The organism is Spirosoma sp. KCTC 42546 (assembly GCF_006965485.1).
Lineage (GTDB): Bacteria > Bacteroidota > Bacteroidia > Cytophagales > Spirosomataceae > Spirosoma.
Map to the genome: position 1 here is coordinate 8135159 of NZ_CP041360.1, position 21379 is coordinate 8156537.

Consider the following 21379-nt stretch of genomic DNA (forward strand, 5'->3'; position numbering starts at 1 on the left):
AAGGCTAACGAACAGATTGTTTCTATCATTGCCCTGTTGGCTAGTTGACGCTACAACGAATACCGCGCCAATTTTATACAAATCTATCAAGAATCGTCTATCCCTACAATGCTATAAAAAAACCGTGCCATCCCTACTAAGGAATGGCACAGGGAACAAATCTTGTTGTAGCACTTCCTACCGGCTTAAATACAGATTCCGCTCCGAGTATACTTTCTGGAAATAATCATCGGTGAGATCATCAATGAAGTAAATGCCCTCTCCGGTCGATTTCATTTCGGGACCAAGCTCCTTGTTTACGTTCGGGAACTTGCTGAACGAGAACACCGGAATCTTGATCGCATACCCTTTTTTAACCGGCTTGAAATCGAAATCCTTCACCTTCTTGTCGCCCAGCATCACCTTCGTAGCATAATTAACATACGGTTCCTGGTACGCTTTGCAGATGAATGGTACGGTTCGGCTGGCACGGGGATTGGCCTCAATAATGTACACTACCTCGTTTTTAATGGCAAACTGAATATTAATCAGTCCGACAGTTTTAAGCGCAACGGCGATCTTTTTCGTGTGTTCCTCAATTTGCCGGAGCACGTTTTCGCTCAAATCGAAGGTGGGTAGCACAGCGTACGAGTCACCAGAGTGAATACCAGCCGGTTCAATGTGCTCCATGATGCCAATAATGTACACGTCTTCACCATCGCAGATGGCGTCGGCTTCCGCTTCGATGGCGTTTTCGAGGAAGTGGTCGAGCAGGATGTTATTGTCTGGAATATCTTCCAGAATCTTCATCACGTGCTGCTCGAGTTCGTTCTCGTTAATCACGATTTTCATGTTCTGGCCTCCCAGTACGTAGCTTGGCCGCACCAGCAAGGGGAATCCTAATTCGCGCGATAATTCCAGTGCCGCTTCTGACTCCCGTACCGTTCCGAATTTTGGGTATGGAATATCCAGTGTTTTCAGCAATTCCGAAAAATGACCCCGATCTTCGGCTAAGTCGAGGGCTTCCCAGCTTGTGCCAATGATCTTAATGCCGTAACGGGTCAGTTTCTCGGCCATTTTCAGTGCTGTCTGCCCACCCAACTGCACAATAACGCCTTCAGGCTGCTCGTGCATGATAATAGCATGTACGTGCTCCCAGAAAACCGGCTCAAAGTACAGCTTGTCGGCAATGTCAGGATCGGTCGATACGGTTTCAGGATTACAGTTGATCATGATGGTCTCATAACCCGCTTCCTTTGCCGCCAGTACGCCGTGTACGCAGGAGTAATCGAACTCGATACCCTGTCCAATACGGTTTGGCCCCGAACCCAGCACCACCACTTTTTTGCGGTTACTCCGAATCGACTCATTACCGGGCAGGTCAGAAACTGGCTCAGCGTGGTCGGTTGTGATGGGAACCTGGTTGTTGAAGGTCGAATAATAATACGGCGTTTTGGCCTCAAACTCAGCCGCGCAGGTATCCACACACTTATATACCCGCCGAATATTGTGTCTCTGACGGTAGTCATACACCTTGCTTTCTTTTACCTGAAGCAGGTGGGCCAACTGTCGGTCGGCATAGCCTTTTTGTTTGGCCGTACGGAGAAGTTCGGGCGGAATATCGTCCAGATCATACTGCTGAATTTCACGTTCCAGCTCAATTAATTCTTCGATCTGGTGTAAGAACCAGGGGTCAATTCGGGTCAGTTGCTGAATCGTTCGGAACGACATGCCTGCTTTAAACGCATCGTAGATATGAAACAGCCGGTTCCAGCTGGGGTGTTGCAGACTTTCCGTCAGAGCCGCCCGGTCGGTTAGTTCATGTCCATCGGCACCAAGTCCATTCCGGCGAATTTCGAGCGACTGACAGGCTTTTTGTAGCGCTTCCTGGAAGTTTCGACCAATACCCATCGCTTCCCCAACCGACTTCATTTGCAGCCCCAATGACCGATCGGCACCCGGAAACTTATCGAAGTTCCAGCGGGGTACTTTTACAATAACATAGTCGATTGCGGGTTCGAAGAAAGCCGAAGTGGTACCCGTAATAGGGTTGATCAACTCATCGAGGTTGTACCCAACCGACATTTTTGCGGCAATCTTAGCAATCGGGTAACCCGTTGCTTTGGATGCCAGCGCCGACGACCGGCTCACCCGTGGATTCACTTCAATAACGATGATGTCGTCGGTTTGTGGGTTAACCGAAAACTGGATATTACAGCCGCCCGCAAACTGACCAATACCGGCCATTACTGTAATGGCCAGATCGCGCATTTTCTGGTACAGCGTATCGGGCAGCGTCATGGCCGGGGCAACGGTAATGCTGTCGCCGGTATGAATACCCATTGGGTCAAAATTCTCGATGGAGCAGATGATAATGAAGTTGCCGTTATTATCGCGCAGCAATTCCAGTTCATACTCTTTCCAGCCCATCACACTTTGTTCGACCAGCACCTCATGAACAGGCGATGCGTGTAATCCGGCGGTAAGTGCCTTGTCAAAATCTTCGGGCCGGTTAACGAAACCGCCCCCTGTGCCACCCAGTGTATACGATGGCCGGATAACCAGCGGAAAGCCAATTTCCTGGGCAATTTCTTTACCTTCCAGAAACGAGCGGGCCGTGCGGCCTTTGCAAACGCCAGCACCAAGTTCAAGCATGAGCAACCGGAATTTCTCCCGGTCTTCAGTTGTTTCGATGGCTTTAATGTCCACGCCAATAATCTCGACACCGTATTTTTGCCAGATACCGGCCTTATCGCAGTCGATAGCCAGATTCAGAGCGGTTTGTCCCCCCATCGTTGGCAGAACGGCGTCGATGGGCCGCCCCATTTCCTGGTGTTTTTTCAGGATTTCGACGATAGATTTTTTCTCTAACGGCAACAGATACACATAATCTGCGTTGATAGGGTCGGTCATGATAGTGGCCGGGTTGGAATTAATCAACGCCACTTCTATGCCTTCCTCCCGAATAGAGCGAGCGGCCTGTGAGCCAGCATAATCGAACTCACATGCCTGGCCAATAACGATGGGGCCTGAGCCAATAATAAGAACCGAGCGAATGTTGGTATTTTTAGGCATTTTTCTGCAGGACAATGACCGCATGGGCGGCCCTGAATGAATCGTGAGTTGAGCAAGCTGCCTGACGATTACCAGGCAATTCAGGGTCTGGTCAAAAATCCTGCAAAATTAGGGGTTTAGCAGGTAATGGAAAAGGAGAATTTTAGAATATAAAGGCAAAGTGGCGATTCCTTGCCTTACAAGCTGTTTTTTTAAGTGCGTTTACGTTGAGAAATAGCTTTTGACCAGAATGAAATCAGGTTTTTACCATGCTACGTCTATAAATCAGCTATGAAACGAGTTGCCATTGTGGGTTGTGGAGGAGCCGGGAAGTCAACTCTGGCTCGTCAGCTTGGCCAATTGACCCATCTCCCGGTCGCTCATCTGGATGCCGTATTATGGCAACCCGGCTGGATCATGACAGACCGGGCTACCGAACTGGTTTTACAAAAACAATTGATTGACCAACCCGAGTGGATCATTGATGGAAATTACGGCTCGTCAATGAACTTACGTTTTACCACGGCCGATACCATAATCTTTCTGGACTTCCCTCGCTGGTTGTGTTTGTGGCGGATTATCAAGCGTTTGGTTACTTATCAAGGGCGAGTTCGTCCTGATATGGCTCCCGGTTGCCCTGAGCGCTGGAGCTGGGATTTCCTGCACTGGATCTGGACATTTCGACAGACTCAGCGCGCACAAATTCTGGCTAAAATTGATCAATATGCTCCAGGACGTACAGTATTGATTTTTAAGAAACCAGTGGAGGTAAACCAGTTTCTGCATCAATTGATGCCAGAGACTTAGCGATACAGCGTGAGTAGAGCGATAAAGGCCAGTGAATAATAACTATTGCAAAACCCTTAACATACCCCTATTTTTGACTAATCTATTTCCTAATACGCTGCGTTTATGGTTCGTCCTTATATACTGTTAGTTTGTGTATTGGTAAGCAGTTTGGCCGTCACCTGCGTTCGTGATTACCCGTCTACCGATCCTCATAAAGCACCCGTTGTGTCGAACCCACCATCCGGCGGATTACCGGGACAGACGCAGACATCTCCCCAAAAACGGCTGTATCTGGACAATGATAAGATACGCGTTGGGATCGATCTGAATGCGGGGGGGGCCATTACGTATCTATCAGAAGCGGGTAGTAGCGTAAATATGGTCAACAATAATGACCTGGGTCGGCAAATACAGACATCGATCTATGCGGGTCCTTACCCCTACAGTGTAAACGGGAAAGATCCAGTTTACCAATGGAGATACCTTGGCTGGAACCCAGTTCAAACAGGCGATTATTACAATAATCCGGCTCGGGTTGTTAGCTATCAGCAGGGCCAAAACACGCTGTATGTTAAAACGATCCCTTTGATTTGGCCATTACTGAATGAACCTGCTGACTGTGTATTTGAACACTGGATTGAATTGAAAGGCAATACCATTCACGTACGCTGTAAGATTGTGGTTAACCGTTCCGATACCACTCAGTATGAGTCCCGGACTCAGGAGGTGCCTTGTGTGTACCTGAATGGTCCCTATTATCGGATGGTAACTTATGGTGGGGTAAAGCCATTCACGAATGATGCGGTATCGGAGTATACTGATCGGGATGTATTGAATCGATATGGGAGCGAAAACTGGATTGCCTTGCTGAATGCTGAGGGACGGGGAGTTGGTTTGTATAAGCCCAATGAAGTCCGATTTGGCTCAGCCGGTTTCGGCGTTACCAAAGTTGGGGGCGAGTTTGATGTGTCGGCAGGATACATAACCAGCCAGCCGCACTTGCTCATTGATCATAATGGGCAGTACGAATTTGAATACACATTGATTGTTGGTGACCTAACTGACATTCGGCAGTTTGCCTACGCCCAACCCCGGCCACCTACCGGCCCTACGTATAGATTTGTCAATGATCGGCAGGGCTGGTACTTTAACCGCACCCGCGACAAAGGCTACCCAATTCAAAATGAGTTAAATGTTCTCTGGATGCGGGACGATCCGACAATCAGGAACTTTCGGGTTATGAGCCCAATGTCGTTCTGGCACGCAAGTAATGTTCCAAAAATTTACATACAGGCTGCTTTTCAGACAAAGGGAACCATGGCTCGATTTTCGTGGCGAAAGCCCGAAGATTATGACTTTCTGGACATACCGGGTCGGTACGTCGATTTCCCTATTGTGGGTGATGGCCAATTTCGTACCTATGAAATCAATACAAGTCAGTTAGCAGGCTGGGACGGTGCTATTACCCAAATTTCGCTGACAAGTCCTGAGAACCAGCTTCAATTCGAGGATGGATCAATTTTGCGATTGCGAAGTGTAACATCTACCAATTAGAAAAGTCTTGTAGACAAAAAATGAGGGATTCATTTCGTTAACCTAGTTGCTGGTCGCTCAATGAATCCTTCATTTTTTGTTTATGCGTGAACAATCGTGCGTACACCTAGTTGTAATTTCAGTTAACAACTCATAGAAATTCAACTGTTATGATCACGAATAAAGAAATCGTTGATGATCTCAACGACCTGGTAAAAATCAACAACGATCGCATTCAGGGATATGAAAAAGCGATTGAAGACAACGAAGATGCGCAACTGGACGATCTGTTCCGCCATTACGTAATTCAGAGCCAAAATTTCCGTAGTCAATTGGCCGATCATATCGTACGCATTGACGGAACGGGCGTATCAGACGCAACATCTACCGACGTAACAAGTAAAATTCACCGCGCCTGGATCGACATTAAATCAGCGCTGACGGGCAAAGATCGCGATACGGTATTAAGCTCCGTTGAATTTGGCGAAAATGCCGCTATTGAAGCCTATCAGGACGCAATTAATAAAGACCATATTCCGGCTTACATCAAAGAGGATCTTCAAAAGCAACTTAGTGAATTACAGGTTGCCTTTGATAAGATCAAGTCATTGGAGAATGCATAACCTGCATTAATCAACAAAAAAGGATGCTCTTCTAGAAAGGCATCCTTTTTTTGTTGAAAATTCTCGTCTTTACCGGGCTTCTGTAACCTGTTTTGACGTCTCTTCGAGTACCTGAGCCAGCTGAAGCAACTGGCCTACCAAACCAACATCCGATACCTCGTTAGCAGCCTGCTTCGTTAGTTTGCTGAGCGTATGCAATGACCCGGCAATTTTTGGGGCTTTCCCTTCTTCTAAAGCCCGTTTAAGCGAGAACAGCTCATCAGCCACGTTTTCGAGTGTCAGATTTCCTTCACCCAATGCATCACTCCACTGATTGATCAGCTCATTGACCGGATTAATGTGTTCAGCCCCTTCCTGCAGCCGATGTAGCGTTGATGCCAGGAGTTGCTGTGGATCTAGTTTGGTTTGTGTTAGCATACAGATTGACGATTTAGGGTTACAGTATTTGGTATTCGGTTTAAGGTATACGGACGCGTAGATTGCTGGCGTCAGCTTACCGTATACCTTAAACCGAATACTATAAACCTTAATTAGGCAATGGCATATCCTGCAAATCTTCGTCAGTAAGTTTAATAGCGGCAGCTTGCAGATTCTCCTCCAAATGCTTTACCGACGATGTTCCGGCGATGGGCAACATTACAGGTGATGCGGCTAAGAGCCAGGCCAGTGCAATCTGGTAATCTGTTGCACCGTGACGGGCAGCTACTTTTTTAATGGCATTTTCGGCAGCCACGTTCCCCGCGTTGAGCGGAAACCATGGAATAAAGGCGATATTATTTTGCTCGCAGTAGGCAAGCACATCATTCCAGCGTTGCTCGCCAAAGTTGTACATATTCTGTACCGATACAACCTCGAAGTATTTTTTTGCTTCTTCGATCTGGTCAATACCCACTTCCGATAAACCAATATGCCGGATCTTACCCTGTTGCTGGGCTTCCTGTAGAAAACTCAGGAATTCTTCGGACGGTACTTTCGGATCGAAGCGGTGAAGTTGATACAGATCAATCCGATCTAGTTTTAAGCGTTTCAGGCTACCATTAAGTGCTTCCTCCAGGTGTTTTCGGCTGCCATCAACCGGCCATTGATTCGGGCCTGTACGGAGTAGTCCACCTTTCGTCCCAATAACTAAGCCATCGGGATAGGGATGCAGGGCTTCGGCAATGAGCTCTTCCGATACGTAAGGGCCGTAGCTATCGGCTGTATCAATAAAATTTACGCCAAGTTCAAGGCAGCGTTTTAATACGCGAATGGATTCGTCGTGATCTTTTGGAGGACCCCAAATTCCGTTTCCAGTAATCCGCATGGCACCGTAAGCCATACGATTAACGGTTAAATCACCACCAATTGTGATGGTACCAGCCTGTGCGGCCACTTGTGATCCAGCTGGTTGTTCAGTTGCTTGCATAGGTTTACTAATGATTCTGTTTCGGGACTTGCCAATTCGTGGCGTCCTATGATATAAACCAATAGAAATCCGTTTTGTGTCAGCAACCGGAAAAAGTTTTACACGTTTACCGTTTCTCGATTCCGTCCAGCACACGTCGAATGACGTTGGCCCGTTGCATGAAATCCAGCGAGGCAGTAACGTCCTGGCTGTCAATTACTTCTTTAAACTGCTGTAGAAAGTCGATGTAGGCCGCCAGCGCGTCGGATACATTTGTTCGATTCTGGTCGAAAATAGGGGCCCACATTTGCGGAGAGCTCTTCGCCAAACGCACCGTTGAGCTAAAGCCAGTACTGGCCATGTCGAAAATGGCCTGCTCGTCTTTTTCTTTTTCCAATACAGTCAAGCCTAGCGCAAATGCACTGATATGACTTAGGTGTGATACATAAGCCAGGTGCAGGTCGTGTTCCTTAGGCGTCATGTAAAACAATTTCATGCCTATATCCCGAAACAGACTTTCAACCAGCATCAAGCTGTCGGCATTACTTTTCTCCCGATCGCAGATAATAAGGTTCTTGCCAGACAGCAACTCCTTAAACGCAGCACCCGGCCCCGAATTTTCGGTACCGGCCATAGGATGAACCGCAACAAACTGGGACCGCTTGGCATGAGTATCAACCAGATCGCAAATCAACTCTTTGGTAGAACCTAAATCAATGACGGTCGCATCCACTGGCAGGTGATCGAGTACCGTAGGTAGTAAGTCGGTAATAATGTTAACGGGCGTAGCCATCACAACGAGCGTACTCTGTGCTACCGCTTCGGCCAGCGGCAATACCTCATCAACAATGCCCTTGGCCAGTGCCAGTTGCCCGTTCACGGGCGATGTGTCAACGCCAATGAAGCGCATTTTGGGGTATTTCTCGCGAACCGCGAGCGCGAAGGAACCACCGAGGAGGCCTATACCTACTATACTTACAACCATCTGAACCGGGATTTTTATGATTTAACTGACCGACTTTGATTTCCTAATTATGCTGATGGTTAATGACTTACAATTATTATCTTGTCAGACGACTACCATCACAAGTATGATTAAAACGGAGTACAGATACTCAGAGTTGACGAGTAAAGTAATTGGATGTGCGTTTGAAGTCCATAAGATACTGGGAAGCGGATTTCAAGAAGTTATTTATCAACGGGCATTGGCCATTGAATTAGAAGAATGTAGCGTTGAATTTACTCGCGAATTTGATATGCCGATTTTCTTCAAAGGGCGGCATATTGGCTCTCGTAGAGTTGATTTTCTAATTGAAAATGTAGTGTCTGTTGAATTAAAAGCGATCGCTATGCTCAACGATGACCACTTGGCCCAAGCGATCAACTATTTGGAAGCTTACAATCTTGAAGTTGGCCTGCTCATTAATTTTGGGAACTCAAGTTTACAATTTAAACGATTGCTAAATAAAAAATTTAGAGTTTCCCCCTAACTCTCCAACAGGACTTCCTGCGAAAGTATTGTAAAAATCAAAGTCAGTCAGTTAAATCATAAAAATCCTGGTTCAGACGCCCTGTTGCTTCATCAATTCGTTCCTTATTCACGCACAACGATACCCGTACATATCGATCACCTTTGGGTCCAAAAATAAAGCCCGGAGCAATAAATACATGTTTTTTTACAAGTAAATCATCAACCAACGCTTCAGCAGATTCGACAGAATCAGGTAGTTTGGCCCAGATAAACAATCCCTCCTGATCGGTTGTATAGGTGCAGCCCAGGGCATCCAGAAACGCATGAACGGCATCTAACCGACCTTGATATACAGCGTTACGCGCCCTATGCCAGTCGTCAGAATTACTGAGCGCTTCGGTTGCGGCATCCATGAGCGGCTTAAACTGTCCCGAATCAATGTTGCTCTTGATCGTTAGCACCGCATCGACATAAGCTTTAGCACCCGCCATCCAGCCAATGCGCCAACCAGCCATATTATGCGATTTACTTAAGGAGTTTAGTTCCACGGCCACGTCCTTCGCGCCATCCACCGACAAGAGGCTGATCGGCGGCTTTTTATTCAGAATCAGACTGTAGGGATTGTCATGGCACAACAATACCTGATGCTCATGGGCGAACCGTACCGCCCGCTCAAACAGGGCGCGGGTAGCAGGTGCTCCTGTGGGCATATGGGGGTAGTTCAGCCATATAATCTTTGTCTTTTCATTGGCTGGCTGGGCTGCCAGTAAATCAGTCATAGCTTCCCAATCGGGTTGCCAGCCAGCGTATTCCAGAAGTGGATACTCATGAACAGTAGCTCCTACCATACGGCTTACTGCCCGGTAGGCTGGGTAACCAAGCTCAGGGACTAAAACACCATCGCCTTCGTTCAGGAACGTCAGCGAAATATGGGTTATTCCTTCTTTAGAGCCAATAAGCGGCAAAATTTCGGTATCAGGTTCGAGTGTGACGCCGTATGTATGGCCATAGAAGCTAGTAATGGCCTGCCGTAACTGTGGGGTACCCTTATACGGCTGATACCCGTGCGCAGTTGGTTGCTGCGCCGAACGTACCAGCGCATCAATCGTATTGGCAGAAGGCATCAGATCAGGGTTGCCGATACCGAGGTTAATAATATCATGACCAGCCGCCTGTAACCGACGCACTTCAGCTAGTTTCACCGAAAAATAATACTCCTGCGTTTGGTCAGCGCGGAGGGCAAGGGGAATAATCACTTGTCTGAACCGGGATTTATGGGATTTTTTTGATTTCCCTGATTTTAAGAATCTAATATGTTACTGGTAGTGTCGACAAAAGTACTCACATAATCAAAGTCAGTCAGTTAAATCATACAAATCCCGGTTCCGACAGGTATTTCAATAACGGGGCCAAATGCAAAGCCTGCATCATTTCGCCGGTATTGATAATTTCCCAGGCCCGTTCCTGGGAAATTATATGCACCGTGATTTCTTCGGTATTTTCTAGGTGCTGCGCCTGTTTTAACTCAACCCCCGTTGCCAGAAAGGCATAGGTCAGGTTTGCATGGGTGCCCGGATTTGCAGAGAGTGTCATAAGGAGCTGCCAGGTGCCACCACCAAAGCCCGTTTCTTCCAGCAATTCGCGCTGGGCGGCTACAAGAGGCTCTTCGCCGGGGTCAACCACGCCTGCACAAAGCTCATAGTGAACTCCGGCAATGCCATGACGATACTGCCGAATGAGTACCAGTTGACCTTCTGTGGTAACGGCCACTACGTTGATCCAGTTAGGATACTCAAAAACAAAATAATTAGGAATAACTCCCCCATTCTCCATCCGAATGGCATCTTTACGAACTGTAAACCACGGTAACTGATGAATGTATTCGGAGGATTCAACCTGCCAGGGCTGGGGATCATTGTCTGGATTCATAGCCGCAAAGGTAGGCACTGCTGGTGGACAAATTGAAGGCTTTTTCGCCGGAGTCATATCAACCGACCTTCCCAATTCGTTGTAAATGGGATTTTTGTCTCCGCTAGTATCGTTCGTCCAACTCACGACCTGATGAAAAATGCCATTGCCCTTTTTGTTGCCGTCTTATGTCTTTTTCTTTCATCCTGCCATCGACCTGTCGCTTATTTTCAGCGCTCATCCCATCCGGCAGCAGCACGAGTAGCCGTTGAAAAGTTAAAAGAGCGAAAGAGCGAGATAGTGAAAGAGCGCTACACATCCCTGGAAATGGTGCCCATTTTGGATTCAACAGAACAAGGCGATCAATCAATTACAAACTTGCCATTAGTTGGTAATCCTGTTGTTGCTAGTCGAAGTCGCCAGCCTGTACAATCGTCGACCAATGCCGGTGTGGTGCGGCATATGCAGCGAGTTCAGTCGATGCTACCGACCCCAACGGAGTCTACTGACAAACAACCGGACCCGAAACCCAAGAAAAAACTCAAATTAGGCAATCAAATTCGGCAGAGTCTGGGTATGAAACTACGCCCCGAACTCAACTGGTGGCAGCGGATTAGCTGGAAGTTGAAAGCCTCCGTCCTGATTATTCTGGTAGCGGTTGTATTCGCCATTCTGCACGTCACAATACTGGCGATCATCTTCGGAATATTGGGCGCATTCCTGATGATTAGTGGCCTGAAGCGGTCATTTAAAGTTAAACGCCCCTGGTTTTAAAATAAAAATGGACCCGCACCGGCGGACCGGCAGATGACGCTGATTATTATGATTTATACTGATAAAAATCTGCGTAAATCATAATAATCAGCGGCATCTGCGGTCCATCATTAAGGCAGTTTTTGAACAGCCTCATAAATCAGATTGATGTATTTCTCCCGGTCAATGTCGTAAACGAACTCGGTATTCGGGGTTTTCTTCAACACATCGAAAAAATCGACAACCGTAGTACCCAGGGTCAATTTCCCTGCCACTTCAACATCCACAAAACACGACTTTGACGTAAACATTGTTGGGTCAATCAGCCAGGCAATAGCGCAGGGATCATGCAAGGCAGCCCCACCTTCCAGTTCCGGACGTTCACGGCGGTAGAAAATGGAAAAGAAATCCATCAGTTCTGCAACCACCTTTCCCGATTGATTGCCGATGGATCGGAACCGTTCGATATCCTCCTGAAAAACCAGCGCCTTGTGTGTCACATCCAGGCCACACATGGTAATAGGAACCCCGGAATTGAACACTATAGAAGCCGCTTCAGGGTCTACGTAGATGTTGAACTCAGCCGTGGGCGTCATATTCCCCCGGAAGCCACCACCACCCATCAGCGAGATTCGTTCGATTTTTGGTTTCAAGTGTGGATAAGCCAATAGAAAGGTAGCAATGTTGGTAAGTGGGCCGGTGGGCACAAGCGTTATTGGCTCCTCGCTTTCAGCTAGAATACTCGCCATCGCTTCTATAGCCGATAAGGACTCTGGCTTTAGCTTGGGATCAGGTAATATCGGGCCATCCATACCCATCTCACCGTGTACATAATCGGCAATGATCAGCTCCCGAAAAAGGGGTTTATCGCAACCTTTATAAATTGGAATATCAGAACCAAGTAATTCTTTAAGCTTTAAGGCGTTAGTAAGGGTCTTCTGCTGAGTCTGATTTCCGGCCGAAGTGGTTATAGCTTTGATATCGAAAAAATCGCTGCCAATGGCCAGCATAAGCATAACAGCATCATCGTGGCCGGGATCGCAGTCGATAAGTATGGGTACCTTTTTCATGTTCGTTGATTTTACTGATTCTCTTCGATAAATACCACTACTTATCGCCCTGTTTGGGCGACGAATATACTATCAATTGAGCAAGTGTACGGTTAAGCAACCTAAAGTTGGTTAAGCCAGGGTTTCAATTTGTTCTACTAAAACTGTGGCCTATATTCGCTAATCGTTTTTCGTCTTAGCTTTCCTCAATGCGACACGTTACAACAACTTTATTACTTAGTATAGTCATTAGCCTGTCAGGCGCAAGCCTGGTTATGGGCCAATCCAATGCAATTCCTGCCGATGTGCAGCGAGTGGCCAAAACTGTTCGACCTGAAGCGATTCATACGCATATGGGTATTTTGGCAAACGACTCACTTCGGGGCCGGAAACCAGGTACCCGGGGGTTTGCCATGGCAGCAGATTATGTGGTTGCCCAACTAAAAGCGTTAGGTCTCCAGCCCGCCGGAGAAAACAATGCATTTCGGCAGAATGTGCCTCTCCGTAGGTGGCAGGTAAAGGAAAGCAATAGCTCACTCACGCTACTGACAAACGGGCGTGAGCAACCGCTTACTTATGGGAAGCAGTTTATTCTGAATCCGAATCCCGACCATCCAGCCAGCGACGTAAGCGCCCCAGTTGTTTTTGTTGGTTACGGTGTTTCAGCCCCTGATCTCGGTTACGATGACTACACGGGCATTGATGTGAAGGGAAAAATCGTGGCGTTTCTGAATGGAGCTCCAGCTTCGTTTCCATCCAATCAGCGCGCTTACGCTTCTTCATCAAAGGCGGAAAATGCAGCCGCGCACGGAGCTGTAGGTACTATTGCGTTCAGTTTGCCTACCGATCTACGAAGTCGTATTGAAACGGCGGCTCCCCGCGCCCGGCAAGGAATTACGCGTTGGGTAGACAAGCAGGGAAAACCAAAGAGCACCTATCCTGCGTTGAAAGGGGCCGCATCCATTAGTGATTCGCTGGCACGCTTACTTTTCGCCGGTGCGCCAACTTCCTTTACCGAAGCCATTGGGCAGGCCATGAAAAATCGCCCGCAGGCATTTCCGCTTAACGTTTCGGTTCGAATGAAAACGCAGACCGATATAGCCGAAGATATAGCCGGATTTAATGTAGTAGCCGTATTGCCTGGCTCAGACCCAGCGCTGAAAAATGAATACATCGTTCACGTGGCCCACCTCGACCATCTGGGCGTTGGCCGTCCAGTAAAAGGAGATTCCATTTTCAACGGTGCCCATGATAATGCATCGGGCGTAGCCATCATGCTCGAAACGGCACGGCTTTATGCGTCGCTACCCAAAGCCCCCCGGCGCTCTATTTTGTTCGTGGGCGTAACGGGCGAGGAAATGGGTCTACTGGGGTCCGATTATTTCGCAAGTAATCCAACCGTGCCCAAGGAGAAAATTGTAGCGAATTTGACGTTAGATATGCCCTTTTTCTTTCATCCCTTACTCGATATTGTTCCTTATGGAGCGGAACATTCGAGCCTTAGCAAAGAAGTTAAACAGGCTGCTTCATTTTTGGGCGTCCAGATAAGCCCGGACCCGATTCCGGAACAGACTGTATTTATGCGAAGCGACCACTTTAGCTTTGTACGGCAGGGCATTCCGGCACTTTTCATCAAAAGCGGTTCGCAAACGGGTAATCCCAATCTGGATGGTACCAAACTCAACCTCGACTGGCGGGCAACCATATACCACACGCCACAAGACGACATGAATCAACCATTTGATTTCAATGCCGCAGCCAAACACGCGCAATTGCAGTTTCTGGTTGGCTATTTAACCGCACAGGACGATCAGCGCCCCACTTGGAACAAGGGCGACTTTTTCGGGACTAAATTCGGGAAGGACGGTCTGGTAAAATAACCGCAAGGGTCGCAACGGAAAACGCAAAGCACGCTAAGAAATCTTTTCTTGCGCTCTTTGCGTTTTCCGTTGCGACCCTTGCGGTTAGAACTACGTATTTTTCCTCTTAATGCCGCATCCAACAGCTCTTATCGAAGCCGTTGTTACAGGTTTACCGGCAATTAATTCATTGACAGCCATTTCAACCTATTTCTTGTCACCCGCAGTTGCATCGTACTGATTATTGTCGATAGCACCGATATAAGCAACCCTATAGTGGCTTCCTTCCCGTTTCACAACAAACATATGGGCGTATTGGTGGCTCCAAACGTGCGGGCTACTACCTGACACTCGTCATATAGATAGGGAAAGGCATAGTTTTTGGACTTAGACCGCTGCTGCATGGCCGTATAGGAATCGCCGGGGTGACTTACTGCAACAAAATTGGACTACCCTTCAGATTTAGGTCTTTTACCCGACTCCTGACTTTCCGCATGAATGATTTGCCAGGATCGATTTTGCTGGTCAGATAATTCGGGTCTGTTTCTTTCCAGAGTGGTGTACCAATAAAGTCTTTATACTCATAATGACCAATCAGGTAGTCAATGCCTTTGTAGCGACGTTTCAGATAACGAACCAGTTGCACGTTGGCTTTCATCTGCGCTTTGGTCAGGTCATTATTGCCAATATTTTCGATACCAATGGCACAGTAATTCAGACCAATACAATGGCGCGCAAAAGTTGTATCGGGAAGTAATCGAAAAATGGTACCATCCCGATCAACCAGAAATGGGACCGACGTATTCAGGCGACTGGCAACCTGAAGATCGGGTCGACCGGGTAATACCGATGGGTTGAATACATCGAAAGTTGCTTCAAGTGTTGGCACGGCTGTCCAGTGCAACACAATCATTTTGGGCTTGATAAATGGTTCCTGTTGTTGAATACCATGCCGTTTCGCTAAGTACTCAAGTGATAGTTGCTTTCGCTCATCATCAAAAATGATAGGCTTATCTATTAGTCGAAAGGTCGGCCTGGCGCAGGAATTTACTAGTAGAAGGAAGGTAACGGAAAGGATAGAAAGAAGATAGTTCACAGGTAGTTGACGGTTGTACCGGTTGAAAAAGTGTGTTATGGTTGAATTCCAGCAAAATAAGGAAATTAGCCTGTAGACATTACTAGGAATTTGAGCGAACAGTAAGTATTAACTGCTAATCAACTTTTATGTATAACTAGAATGTCAGCCTTTTTCCCAGGCTTCTGAACTCAGGCGTTAAGTATATTTAACTATCTTTTAATTAAGATTTTACGGGTTTGGGACCTGCGGATTGTTACTTTGTTACGTTCTTATAAAGCGAATGACGTTAAAAATTGCCTCATATCAACTGTTGTGCTTTAGTCTGTTCTGGGTGTCGGCTTCGGCACAAACTACATTAACCTTACGACAGACTCTTCAACAAGTGCGTACAAATAGCCCAGCTCTAAGAGTTGAACGGCTAAATATAAATGCAGCTCAGGCTGATCAAACGACGGCCAACCTCCGCGCTAATCCTGTTCTGAATAACCAGACGCTGTTTCAATTAACGCCTACGCCCGTTATGCCTGGAGCCGATGCCGCCGGTTTATTAAGTCGGCAGCGACGGCAATTCTGGTTGCAGGCTACCAAAGAATTCGACATTTATAATAAGCGTACCTACCGGAATCGGTTTGCCGAAGCCAACACGAACCTGGCCGTTCGGAGTGTGGCCGAAACTGAACGCAATTTACTGTTCGATGCCGCGAATCGCTATCTCGACGCCTGGTATGCCCGTATCCAGTTGGCCCTATTGCAACGGGCAAAAGCGAACGTGGATACACTGGTTCAATTAAATAGAGTCCGCCTTAAAGATTTAGTCATCACCAGTACCGATCTGACCCGAACACAACTGATTTCGGATCAATATGACATTCAGACGCGTACGGCGCAACAGGATCTTAGTAATCGGTTAAACGAATTACGCTTAGTGCTCGGCACTCCCGACAGCATCAACGTAGCCATGAACGATTCCATTATTCAGCCCAACTTCACGATCCCATCCCGGCTGTACCCAACCGTGAATGCCTCGGCGGATAGTTTGTTTCGATTGGCTTCTACAACCCGAACGGATGTACAGGTAGCCGAAGCAAATATCGAATCGGCCCGTAGAAACGTAGATTTACAACAGGTACTAGCGAAGCCTCGAAACGAAGCGGGTTTGATCTGGAACCCACAAAATTCCGTTCCCTACGCCGGTATATTTCTAACGATTGAATTACCCGTCTACAGTCGTAATCAGGGTGAAATTCAGAAGTCCAGGGTCTTACAGGAACAGGCCGGGCAGGCAGCCCAATTGGTACAAACCCGAATCCGATCCGAAGTGGAAACGGCTTACCAATCGTTTTTGACCAGTAGGCAGAACATTGACCGGTACTCAATTATCCGACGCGATGCCGACCGGGTATTGGCCTCTGTCCGCTACGCCTATTTGCGGGGTGCCACTACCCTGATTGACCTGCTCCAGGCCCAGACTTCCTGGTTCGATACCCAAACGGCTTATTATCAAACGCTTTATACCTACCGTCAAAATTACGTTCGACTGCTGTACGCAACCGGACAGATTAATCAGTATTAACACAATGAATGTTCGTCTATTAGTAATCGGGCTGGCGTTTCTGACACTGGCTTGTCAGGAAAAGCCTAAGTCGGTGGTTAAGTCGATACCACGCCCGACAATCAGCACCGACGGTAGTCGGCTTACGTTTCCCGACGCCGTGATGATGCGTTCTTTTCCAACGCAACCTGCCCGCCTGGCTGCTATCCGTACTGATTTTTCGGCTCCAGGTCATGTAGCCGCAATGGTGGTGCGTTCCGTTGAAACCCCCTCCGAACGATTGGTACTGTTCGATGATCCGGGTTTATCGGATAACTACACCGCTATTTTACAACACCGGAACAACATTCAAACCCAGAAAGGAAACCTGGACCGGGTAAAGGATTTACAGGCCCACGGGGCAGCATCGGGTAAGGAAGTGATTGAAGCGCAGACTCAATTGGCCAACGAAGAGGCAGCCATTATCTCAGACGAAGCCACGCTTAAACTCGCTGGCTTTGACCCGAAGGCGCTCCGTCTAGCACGTCCAAACACAATCCTCGTCGTTTGCGAAATACCTGAAAATCAATTTGGTAGTATTCGGCAGGGGCTGGTCTGCTCGCTCAATTTTACCGCCTTCCCAAACGAGCGATTTGTGGGACGCATCGACAATGTTAATGACTACGTGGATAACACCACTCGTCAAATTAAACTCCGTATCTCGGTAGCCAACCCGGATGGACGCCTGAAGGCGGGCATGTTTGCCACCGTTCAGTTTGGGGTTACAGAAGGAAAATTTATGACGGCCTCGCGCGATGCGGTCGTAACCGTACAAGGCCGCGATTATGTATTTGTAAAAACGGGGCCGCAAGCTATCGAGCGTAGAGCCGTACAACTCGGTCAGCAACGCGATGATCGGGTTGTGGTTCAAAGTGGCCTGAAGGAAAACGATCAGGTTGTAACGGAAAATGTACTGCAACTGAAGGGATTAAGCTTTGGGTATTGATGACGAAGGGAGAAAAGGGAAGAGAGGGCGGAAAGGGACGAGAGGAATAGCTGATATCAGCCCTTTTGTCCCCTCCTCCCTTTCCTCCTTCCTCCCTCTCCTCCTTTTACATTATGATTCAGAAACTAATAACATTTTCCCTCAAAAATCGCTGGATCGTAGTCGGGCTGGCGGTGGCGGTTATGGGGTTGGGATTGTGGTGCTTCAAACTGCTGAAGATTGAGGCTTATCCCGATATTGCCGATACCAACGTCATTGTGATTGCCAAATACGACGGACGAGCGGCAGAGGAGGTTGAGCAACAGGTTACTATACCACTCGAACGGGTCCTTAACAGCGTCCCACACGTTACGGATCGTCGTTCCCGAACCATTTTTGGCCTATCGGTCGTACAGTTGAATTTCGATGAAACGGTTACCGATTACTTTGCCCGTCAGCAGGTTATCGAACGACTTAGCGGTGCGCAACTTCCCGATGGTGTTTCACCCGAACTAGCTCCGCTTACCACGGCAGTAGGCGAGATTTACCGCTATGTAATTGAAGCCCCAGCCAGTATGACGCCTATGCAACTGCGCGATTTGCAGGACTGGGTCATTATTCCGCAATTACTCCAAGTACCAGGCCTGGCCGACGTAACCACCTTTGGCGGCCCGATTAAGCAGTTTCAGGTTATCCCGGACCCGGCCAAACTCCGGAAATACGATCTGACATTGCAGGATGTGATTGATGCCGTTCAGAAAAACAACCAGAACACGGGTGGTAATGTCATTGCGCGGGGTGGTCAGGGTTTTGCTGTCCGAGGTTTGGGAGCCCTCAAAACCCCCGACGATGTGCAGCATATTGTCCTGAAAGCTAACGAAGGGGTACCCGTGTTACTCCGCGATGTGGCTAGTGTGGAAATCAATCCACCCTCACCATCGGGTATTTTGGGGTATCGAATTCCTGATGAGAATCTGGATGTCATTGGTGCCACCGAAGGAATCGTATTGCTTCGTCGGGGAGAGAACCCTAGTGAAGTACTGGAATTGCTTAAGGATAAAATCGCTGATCTCGAAGCCCGTGAGTTACCCAAAGGCGTGCATTTGCGGGTACTGTATGATCGTGGATTTTTGATCGACCACTCACTCGAAACAGTAGCGCATACGCTTATCGAGGGTATTTCCATCGTGGCTATTCTGCTGGTCTTGTTTTTGGGCAGTTTACGGGCCGCTTTGGTCGTTACCGTTACCATTCCGTTCTCGTTACTGTTTGCCTTTATCCTGATGAAACTGGTGGGTATTCCAGCTAACCTACTCTCATTGGGCGCTATCGACTTCGGGATTATTGTGGATGGTGCTAGTGTCATGGCCGAGCACCTCATAAGGCGCTATCGAGCGTCCGGCCCCGCGGATCGAAACCAGGGTATCGTGAATGTCACGGCTCGGTCGGCGGGGGAAGTGGCCAGAGAAATTTTCTTCTCGGTTACCATCATTATTCTGGCGTATATGCCCATTTTATTGATGCAACGGGTGGAAGGAAAGCTGTTTAGTCCAATGGCCTTGACGCTCTCCTTTGCCGTTATTGGTTCATTAATCTGTGCGCTGACGGTAATACCGGTGCTGATTTCGTTTGCCTTCCGTAAGGTGCTTGCGCCAGATGGTAAGCCGTTGAAAGAACACAAAAACTTTCTGCTGTCGCCCCTGGAACGAGGCTATCAATGGCTCCTGAAATCAACGTTAATGCGGTCACCTAAAATCGTGGTTGGTGTTGGTATGACAATTGTTCTTATTATGATTGGCTTCGGACTAAAACTGGGTACTGAGTTTCTGCCGGAGCTGGACGAGGGGTCTATTTTCATGAGGGCCTTTATGCCATCGGGCATCACGATTCAGGAAAACGCGAAGATTTCGCCCAAAATCAGAGATATCATTAGTGAGTATAAACCGGTCAGTTTTGTTATTACACAGGCCGGTCGCAACGACGATGGCACAGACCCCTTCCCAACAGACCGTACCGAAATTCTGATTGGGTTGAAAGATTACAGCACCTGGTCGGATACGATTTCGAAGAAAGAAATTGTGCGCTCCATGCAGGGAAAATTGCAGGAAGCGTTTCCGGGCGCGTTCTTCTCATCAGGTCAGCCTATTATTGACCAGGTCATGGAAATCGTAACGGGCAGTGCCGCCGATTTAGCTATTTCAGTAGTCGGTAACGACCTGACTTTGATGCGGGCTAAAGCCGACAGCATTGCCAGTCTGGTACGGGCCATGAATGGTGCGGTATCTGTGAACATTGAACAGGAAGGACCTCAGGATCAGCTAGCGATCAAGATTAATCGCCCGGCTGCGGCTCGTTATGGCATCAACGTTGCCGAAATTGAGAACATGATCGAAGCGGCTATTGGCGGAAAAGCCATTGGTTCCATCTATGATGAGGCCAAACGCTACGATATTGTGGTACGCTTCACGCCTGAGAGCCGGGGCAGTATCGACGCCATCCGGTTGTTGCAGGTACCTTCAGCAACGGGCGCGCTGATTCCGATGAATGAACTGGCAGATATTCGCTATGTGCAGGGCCAGACAAACATTTATCGCATCAACGGAAAACGGATGGTTACGGTCCGTACAAATATCCGGGGGCGCGATCAGGGTGGTTTTGTGAAAGAAATCAGCCAGAAGGTACGCCAGCACGTCAAAATTCCCGAAGGCTATAGTGTGATCTATGGCGGCCAATATGAGAATCTAGAGCGAGCTGGTGGTCAATTAGTTATTTCGATTCCCCTGACTATTGTGGTTGTGTTTCTGTTCCTGTTTATGCTGTACGGAAACGTTCGCGATACGCTGCTGACACTCACCTGTTTGCTGTTCGCGCTGGGCGGGGGGATTGGTGCCTTGCTGCTGCGAGGTTACAACTTCAATGTATCAGCGGGTGTGGGATTTGTGTCGATTTTCGGCATTTCGGTGATGGCAGGTGTATTACTCGTATCGGCGCTGAATCGTAACCTGATCAACAATCCGAAGTCGCTGTTAGAAATTACTATCGAGACAGCTCAGGAGCAGTTCCGGGCCATTATGGCCATTATGGTCGTCGCCATTATCGGTCTTGTACCAGCGGCTATTTCGAGCGGTATCGGTTCCGACGTACAACGTCCACTGGCTACAGTGATCATCGGTGGTTTGACAACAACCTTGTTGTTCGCCCCATTGATTATTCCGCCTTTATTTTACCTTGTCAACCGAAAACGGCCTCGCCCAACCCCGCTTGACTCAACCGGCCATCATATTCCAGAGCCTATTGAGGAAGGGACGGAGATTTAGTGAATAATGTAAAATGAATAATGGTTAATGTATAATGCAGGCTAGGCTTTTCATTATACATTAACC

The 21379-nt window shown here is 48.0% G+C and carries 17 protein-coding genes; 9 read left to right on the forward strand and 8 right to left on the reverse strand.

The features are described from left to right. Window positions 1–177 precede the first annotated feature (177 nt). Window positions 178–3054, reverse strand: coding sequence for a carbamoyl-phosphate synthase large subunit (carB, locus tag EXU85_RS33125; protein WP_142776176.1), 2877 nt, complete (start codon window positions 3052–3054; stop codon window positions 178–180). Between the two features lie 270 nt (window positions 3055–3324). Between carB and EXU85_RS33130 the strand changes: the two genes are divergently transcribed. The 3 genes from EXU85_RS33130 to EXU85_RS33140 all read left to right on the forward strand — a co-directional run bounded on the left by EXU85_RS33130 (window position 3325) and on the right by EXU85_RS33140 (window position 5978). Beyond that, entirely contained in the window at window positions 3325–3840 is a 516-nt protein-coding gene (locus EXU85_RS33130) for a DNA topology modulation protein (RefSeq protein ID WP_142776177.1), read from the forward strand. A 105-nt stretch (window positions 3841–3945) separates the two neighbouring features. After that, window positions 3946–5376, forward strand: a complete 1431-nt coding sequence (locus tag EXU85_RS33135) for a hypothetical protein (RefSeq protein ID WP_142776178.1) — start codon at window positions 3946–3948, stop codon at window positions 5374–5376. 149 nt (window positions 5377–5525) lie between these two features. Then, window positions 5526–5978 (forward strand): PA2169 family four-helix-bundle protein, encoded by a 453-nt coding sequence (locus EXU85_RS33140; protein WP_142776179.1) that lies wholly within the window; start codon window positions 5526–5528, stop codon window positions 5976–5978. Window positions 5979–6047: 69 nt separating this feature from the next. On the opposite strand, the gene EXU85_RS33145 is transcribed toward EXU85_RS33140, so the two are convergent. The 3 genes from EXU85_RS33145 to EXU85_RS33155 all read right to left on the reverse strand — a co-directional run bounded on the left by EXU85_RS33145 (window position 6048) and on the right by EXU85_RS33155 (window position 8347). Continuing rightward, window positions 6048–6395, reverse strand: coding sequence for a hypothetical protein (locus EXU85_RS33145; protein ID WP_142776180.1), 348 nt, complete (start codon window positions 6393–6395; stop codon window positions 6048–6050). Window positions 6396–6504: 109 nt separating this feature from the next. After that, window positions 6505–7383, reverse strand: a complete 879-nt coding sequence (locus EXU85_RS33150) for an aldo/keto reductase (RefSeq protein ID WP_142776181.1) — start codon at window positions 7381–7383, stop codon at window positions 6505–6507. Window positions 7384–7489: 106 nt separating this feature from the next. Then, the gene (locus EXU85_RS33155) at window positions 7490–8347 is read right to left on the reverse strand and encodes a prephenate dehydrogenase (RefSeq protein ID WP_142776182.1); all 858 of its coding nucleotides are present in this window, start codon (window positions 8345–8347) and stop codon (window positions 7490–7492) included. Window positions 8348–8453: 106 nt separating this feature from the next. Between EXU85_RS33155 and EXU85_RS33160 the strand changes: the two genes are divergently transcribed. Continuing rightward, window positions 8454–8852: a GxxExxY protein gene (locus EXU85_RS33160; RefSeq protein WP_142776183.1), complete on the forward strand. Its 399-nt coding sequence runs from the start codon at window positions 8454–8456 to the stop codon at window positions 8850–8852. 43 nt (window positions 8853–8895) lie between these two features. Here EXU85_RS33160 and EXU85_RS33165 read toward each other — a convergent pair whose 3' ends face one another. Together EXU85_RS33165 and EXU85_RS33170 are read right to left on the reverse strand one after the other, a co-directional pair. Continuing rightward, on the reverse strand, window positions 8896–10089 hold the full coding sequence (locus tag EXU85_RS33165) for a pyridoxal phosphate-dependent aminotransferase (RefSeq protein ID WP_142776184.1): 1194 nt from the start codon (window positions 10087–10089) through the stop codon (window positions 8896–8898). Window positions 10090–10201: 112 nt separating this feature from the next. Then, window positions 10202–10762 (reverse strand): NUDIX hydrolase, encoded by a 561-nt coding sequence (locus EXU85_RS33170; RefSeq protein ID WP_142776185.1) that lies wholly within the window; start codon window positions 10760–10762, stop codon window positions 10202–10204. Window positions 10763–10894: 132 nt separating this feature from the next. Between EXU85_RS33170 and EXU85_RS33175 the strand changes: the two genes are divergently transcribed. Further along, on the forward strand, window positions 10895–11515 hold the full coding sequence (locus tag EXU85_RS33175; RefSeq protein WP_142776186.1) for a hypothetical protein: 621 nt from the start codon (window positions 10895–10897) through the stop codon (window positions 11513–11515). A gap of 110 nt (window positions 11516–11625) precedes the next feature. Here the strand turns inward: EXU85_RS33175 and EXU85_RS33180 are convergent, their stop codons facing one another. Further along, complete coding sequence (locus tag EXU85_RS33180) at window positions 11626–12564, reverse strand: nucleoside hydrolase (protein ID WP_142776187.1); 939 nt, start codon at window positions 12562–12564, stop codon at window positions 11626–11628. A gap of 254 nt (window positions 12565–12818) precedes the next feature. On the opposite strand from EXU85_RS33180, the gene EXU85_RS33185 reads away from it, so the two are divergent. Continuing rightward, complete coding sequence (locus EXU85_RS33185) at window positions 12819–14423, forward strand: M28 family metallopeptidase (protein WP_142776927.1); 1605 nt, start codon at window positions 12819–12821, stop codon at window positions 14421–14423. A 409-nt stretch (window positions 14424–14832) separates the two neighbouring features. On the opposite strand, the gene EXU85_RS33190 is transcribed toward EXU85_RS33185, so the two are convergent. Further along, window positions 14833–15498 (reverse strand): peptidoglycan recognition family protein, encoded by a 666-nt coding sequence (locus tag EXU85_RS33190; RefSeq protein WP_371731974.1) that lies wholly within the window; start codon window positions 15496–15498, stop codon window positions 14833–14835. A 262-nt stretch (window positions 15499–15760) separates the two neighbouring features. Between EXU85_RS33190 and EXU85_RS33195 the strand changes: the two genes are divergently transcribed. The 3 genes from EXU85_RS33195 to EXU85_RS33205 all read left to right on the forward strand — a co-directional run bounded on the left by EXU85_RS33195 (window position 15761) and on the right by EXU85_RS33205 (window position 21313). Continuing rightward, window positions 15761–17053 (forward strand): TolC family protein, encoded by a 1293-nt coding sequence (locus EXU85_RS33195; RefSeq protein ID WP_142776188.1) that lies wholly within the window; start codon window positions 15761–15763, stop codon window positions 17051–17053. 4 nt (window positions 17054–17057) lie between these two features. Continuing rightward, window positions 17058–18017, forward strand: coding sequence for an efflux RND transporter periplasmic adaptor subunit (locus EXU85_RS33200; protein ID WP_246859351.1), 960 nt, complete (start codon window positions 17058–17060; stop codon window positions 18015–18017). Window positions 18018–18130: 113 nt separating this feature from the next. Next, entirely contained in the window at window positions 18131–21313 is a 3183-nt protein-coding gene (locus EXU85_RS33205; RefSeq protein WP_142776189.1) for an efflux RND transporter permease subunit, read from the forward strand. Window positions 21314–21379 lie beyond the last annotated feature (66 nt).

What these genes read in the sequence shown, in the direction of transcription:
- EXU85_RS33150 (WP_142776181.1), bottom strand. Translation starts at nt 7,383, where the DNA reads ATGCAAGCAACTGAACAACCAGCTGGATCACAAGTGGCCGCACAGGCT.
- EXU85_RS33180 (WP_142776187.1), bottom strand. Translation starts at nt 12,564, where the DNA reads ATGAAAAAGGTACCCATACTTATCGACTGCGATCCCGGCCACGATGAT.
- EXU85_RS33155 (WP_142776182.1), bottom strand. Translation starts at nt 8,347, where the DNA reads ATGGTTGTAAGTATAGTAGGTATAGGCCTCCTCGGTGGTTCCTTCGCG.
- EXU85_RS33175 (WP_142776186.1), top strand. Translation starts at nt 10,895, where the DNA reads ATGAAAAATGCCATTGCCCTTTTTGTTGCCGTCTTATGTCTTTTTCTT.
- EXU85_RS33140 (WP_142776179.1), top strand. Translation starts at nt 5,526, where the DNA reads ATGATCACGAATAAAGAAATCGTTGATGATCTCAACGACCTGGTAAAA.
- EXU85_RS33130 (WP_142776177.1), top strand. Translation starts at nt 3,325, where the DNA reads ATGAAACGAGTTGCCATTGTGGGTTGTGGAGGAGCCGGGAAGTCAACT.
- EXU85_RS33195 (WP_142776188.1), top strand. Translation starts at nt 15,761, where the DNA reads ATGACGTTAAAAATTGCCTCATATCAACTGTTGTGCTTTAGTCTGTTC.
- EXU85_RS33200 (WP_246859351.1), top strand. Translation starts at nt 17,058, where the DNA reads ATGAATGTTCGTCTATTAGTAATCGGGCTGGCGTTTCTGACACTGGCT.
- EXU85_RS33135 (WP_142776178.1), top strand. Translation starts at nt 3,946, where the DNA reads ATGGTTCGTCCTTATATACTGTTAGTTTGTGTATTGGTAAGCAGTTTG.
- EXU85_RS33205 (WP_142776189.1), top strand. Translation starts at nt 18,131, where the DNA reads ATGATTCAGAAACTAATAACATTTTCCCTCAAAAATCGCTGGATCGTA.
- EXU85_RS33185 (WP_142776927.1), top strand. Translation starts at nt 12,819, where the DNA reads ATGGGCCAATCCAATGCAATTCCTGCCGATGTGCAGCGAGTGGCCAAA.
- EXU85_RS33160 (WP_142776183.1), top strand. Translation starts at nt 8,454, where the DNA reads ATGATTAAAACGGAGTACAGATACTCAGAGTTGACGAGTAAAGTAATT.
- EXU85_RS33170 (WP_142776185.1), bottom strand. Translation starts at nt 10,762, where the DNA reads ATGAATCCAGACAATGATCCCCAGCCCTGGCAGGTTGAATCCTCCGAA.
- carB (WP_142776176.1), bottom strand. Translation starts at nt 3,054, where the DNA reads ATGCCTAAAAATACCAACATTCGCTCGGTTCTTATTATTGGCTCAGGC.
- EXU85_RS33145 (WP_142776180.1), bottom strand. Translation starts at nt 6,395, where the DNA reads ATGCTAACACAAACCAAACTAGATCCACAGCAACTCCTGGCATCAACG.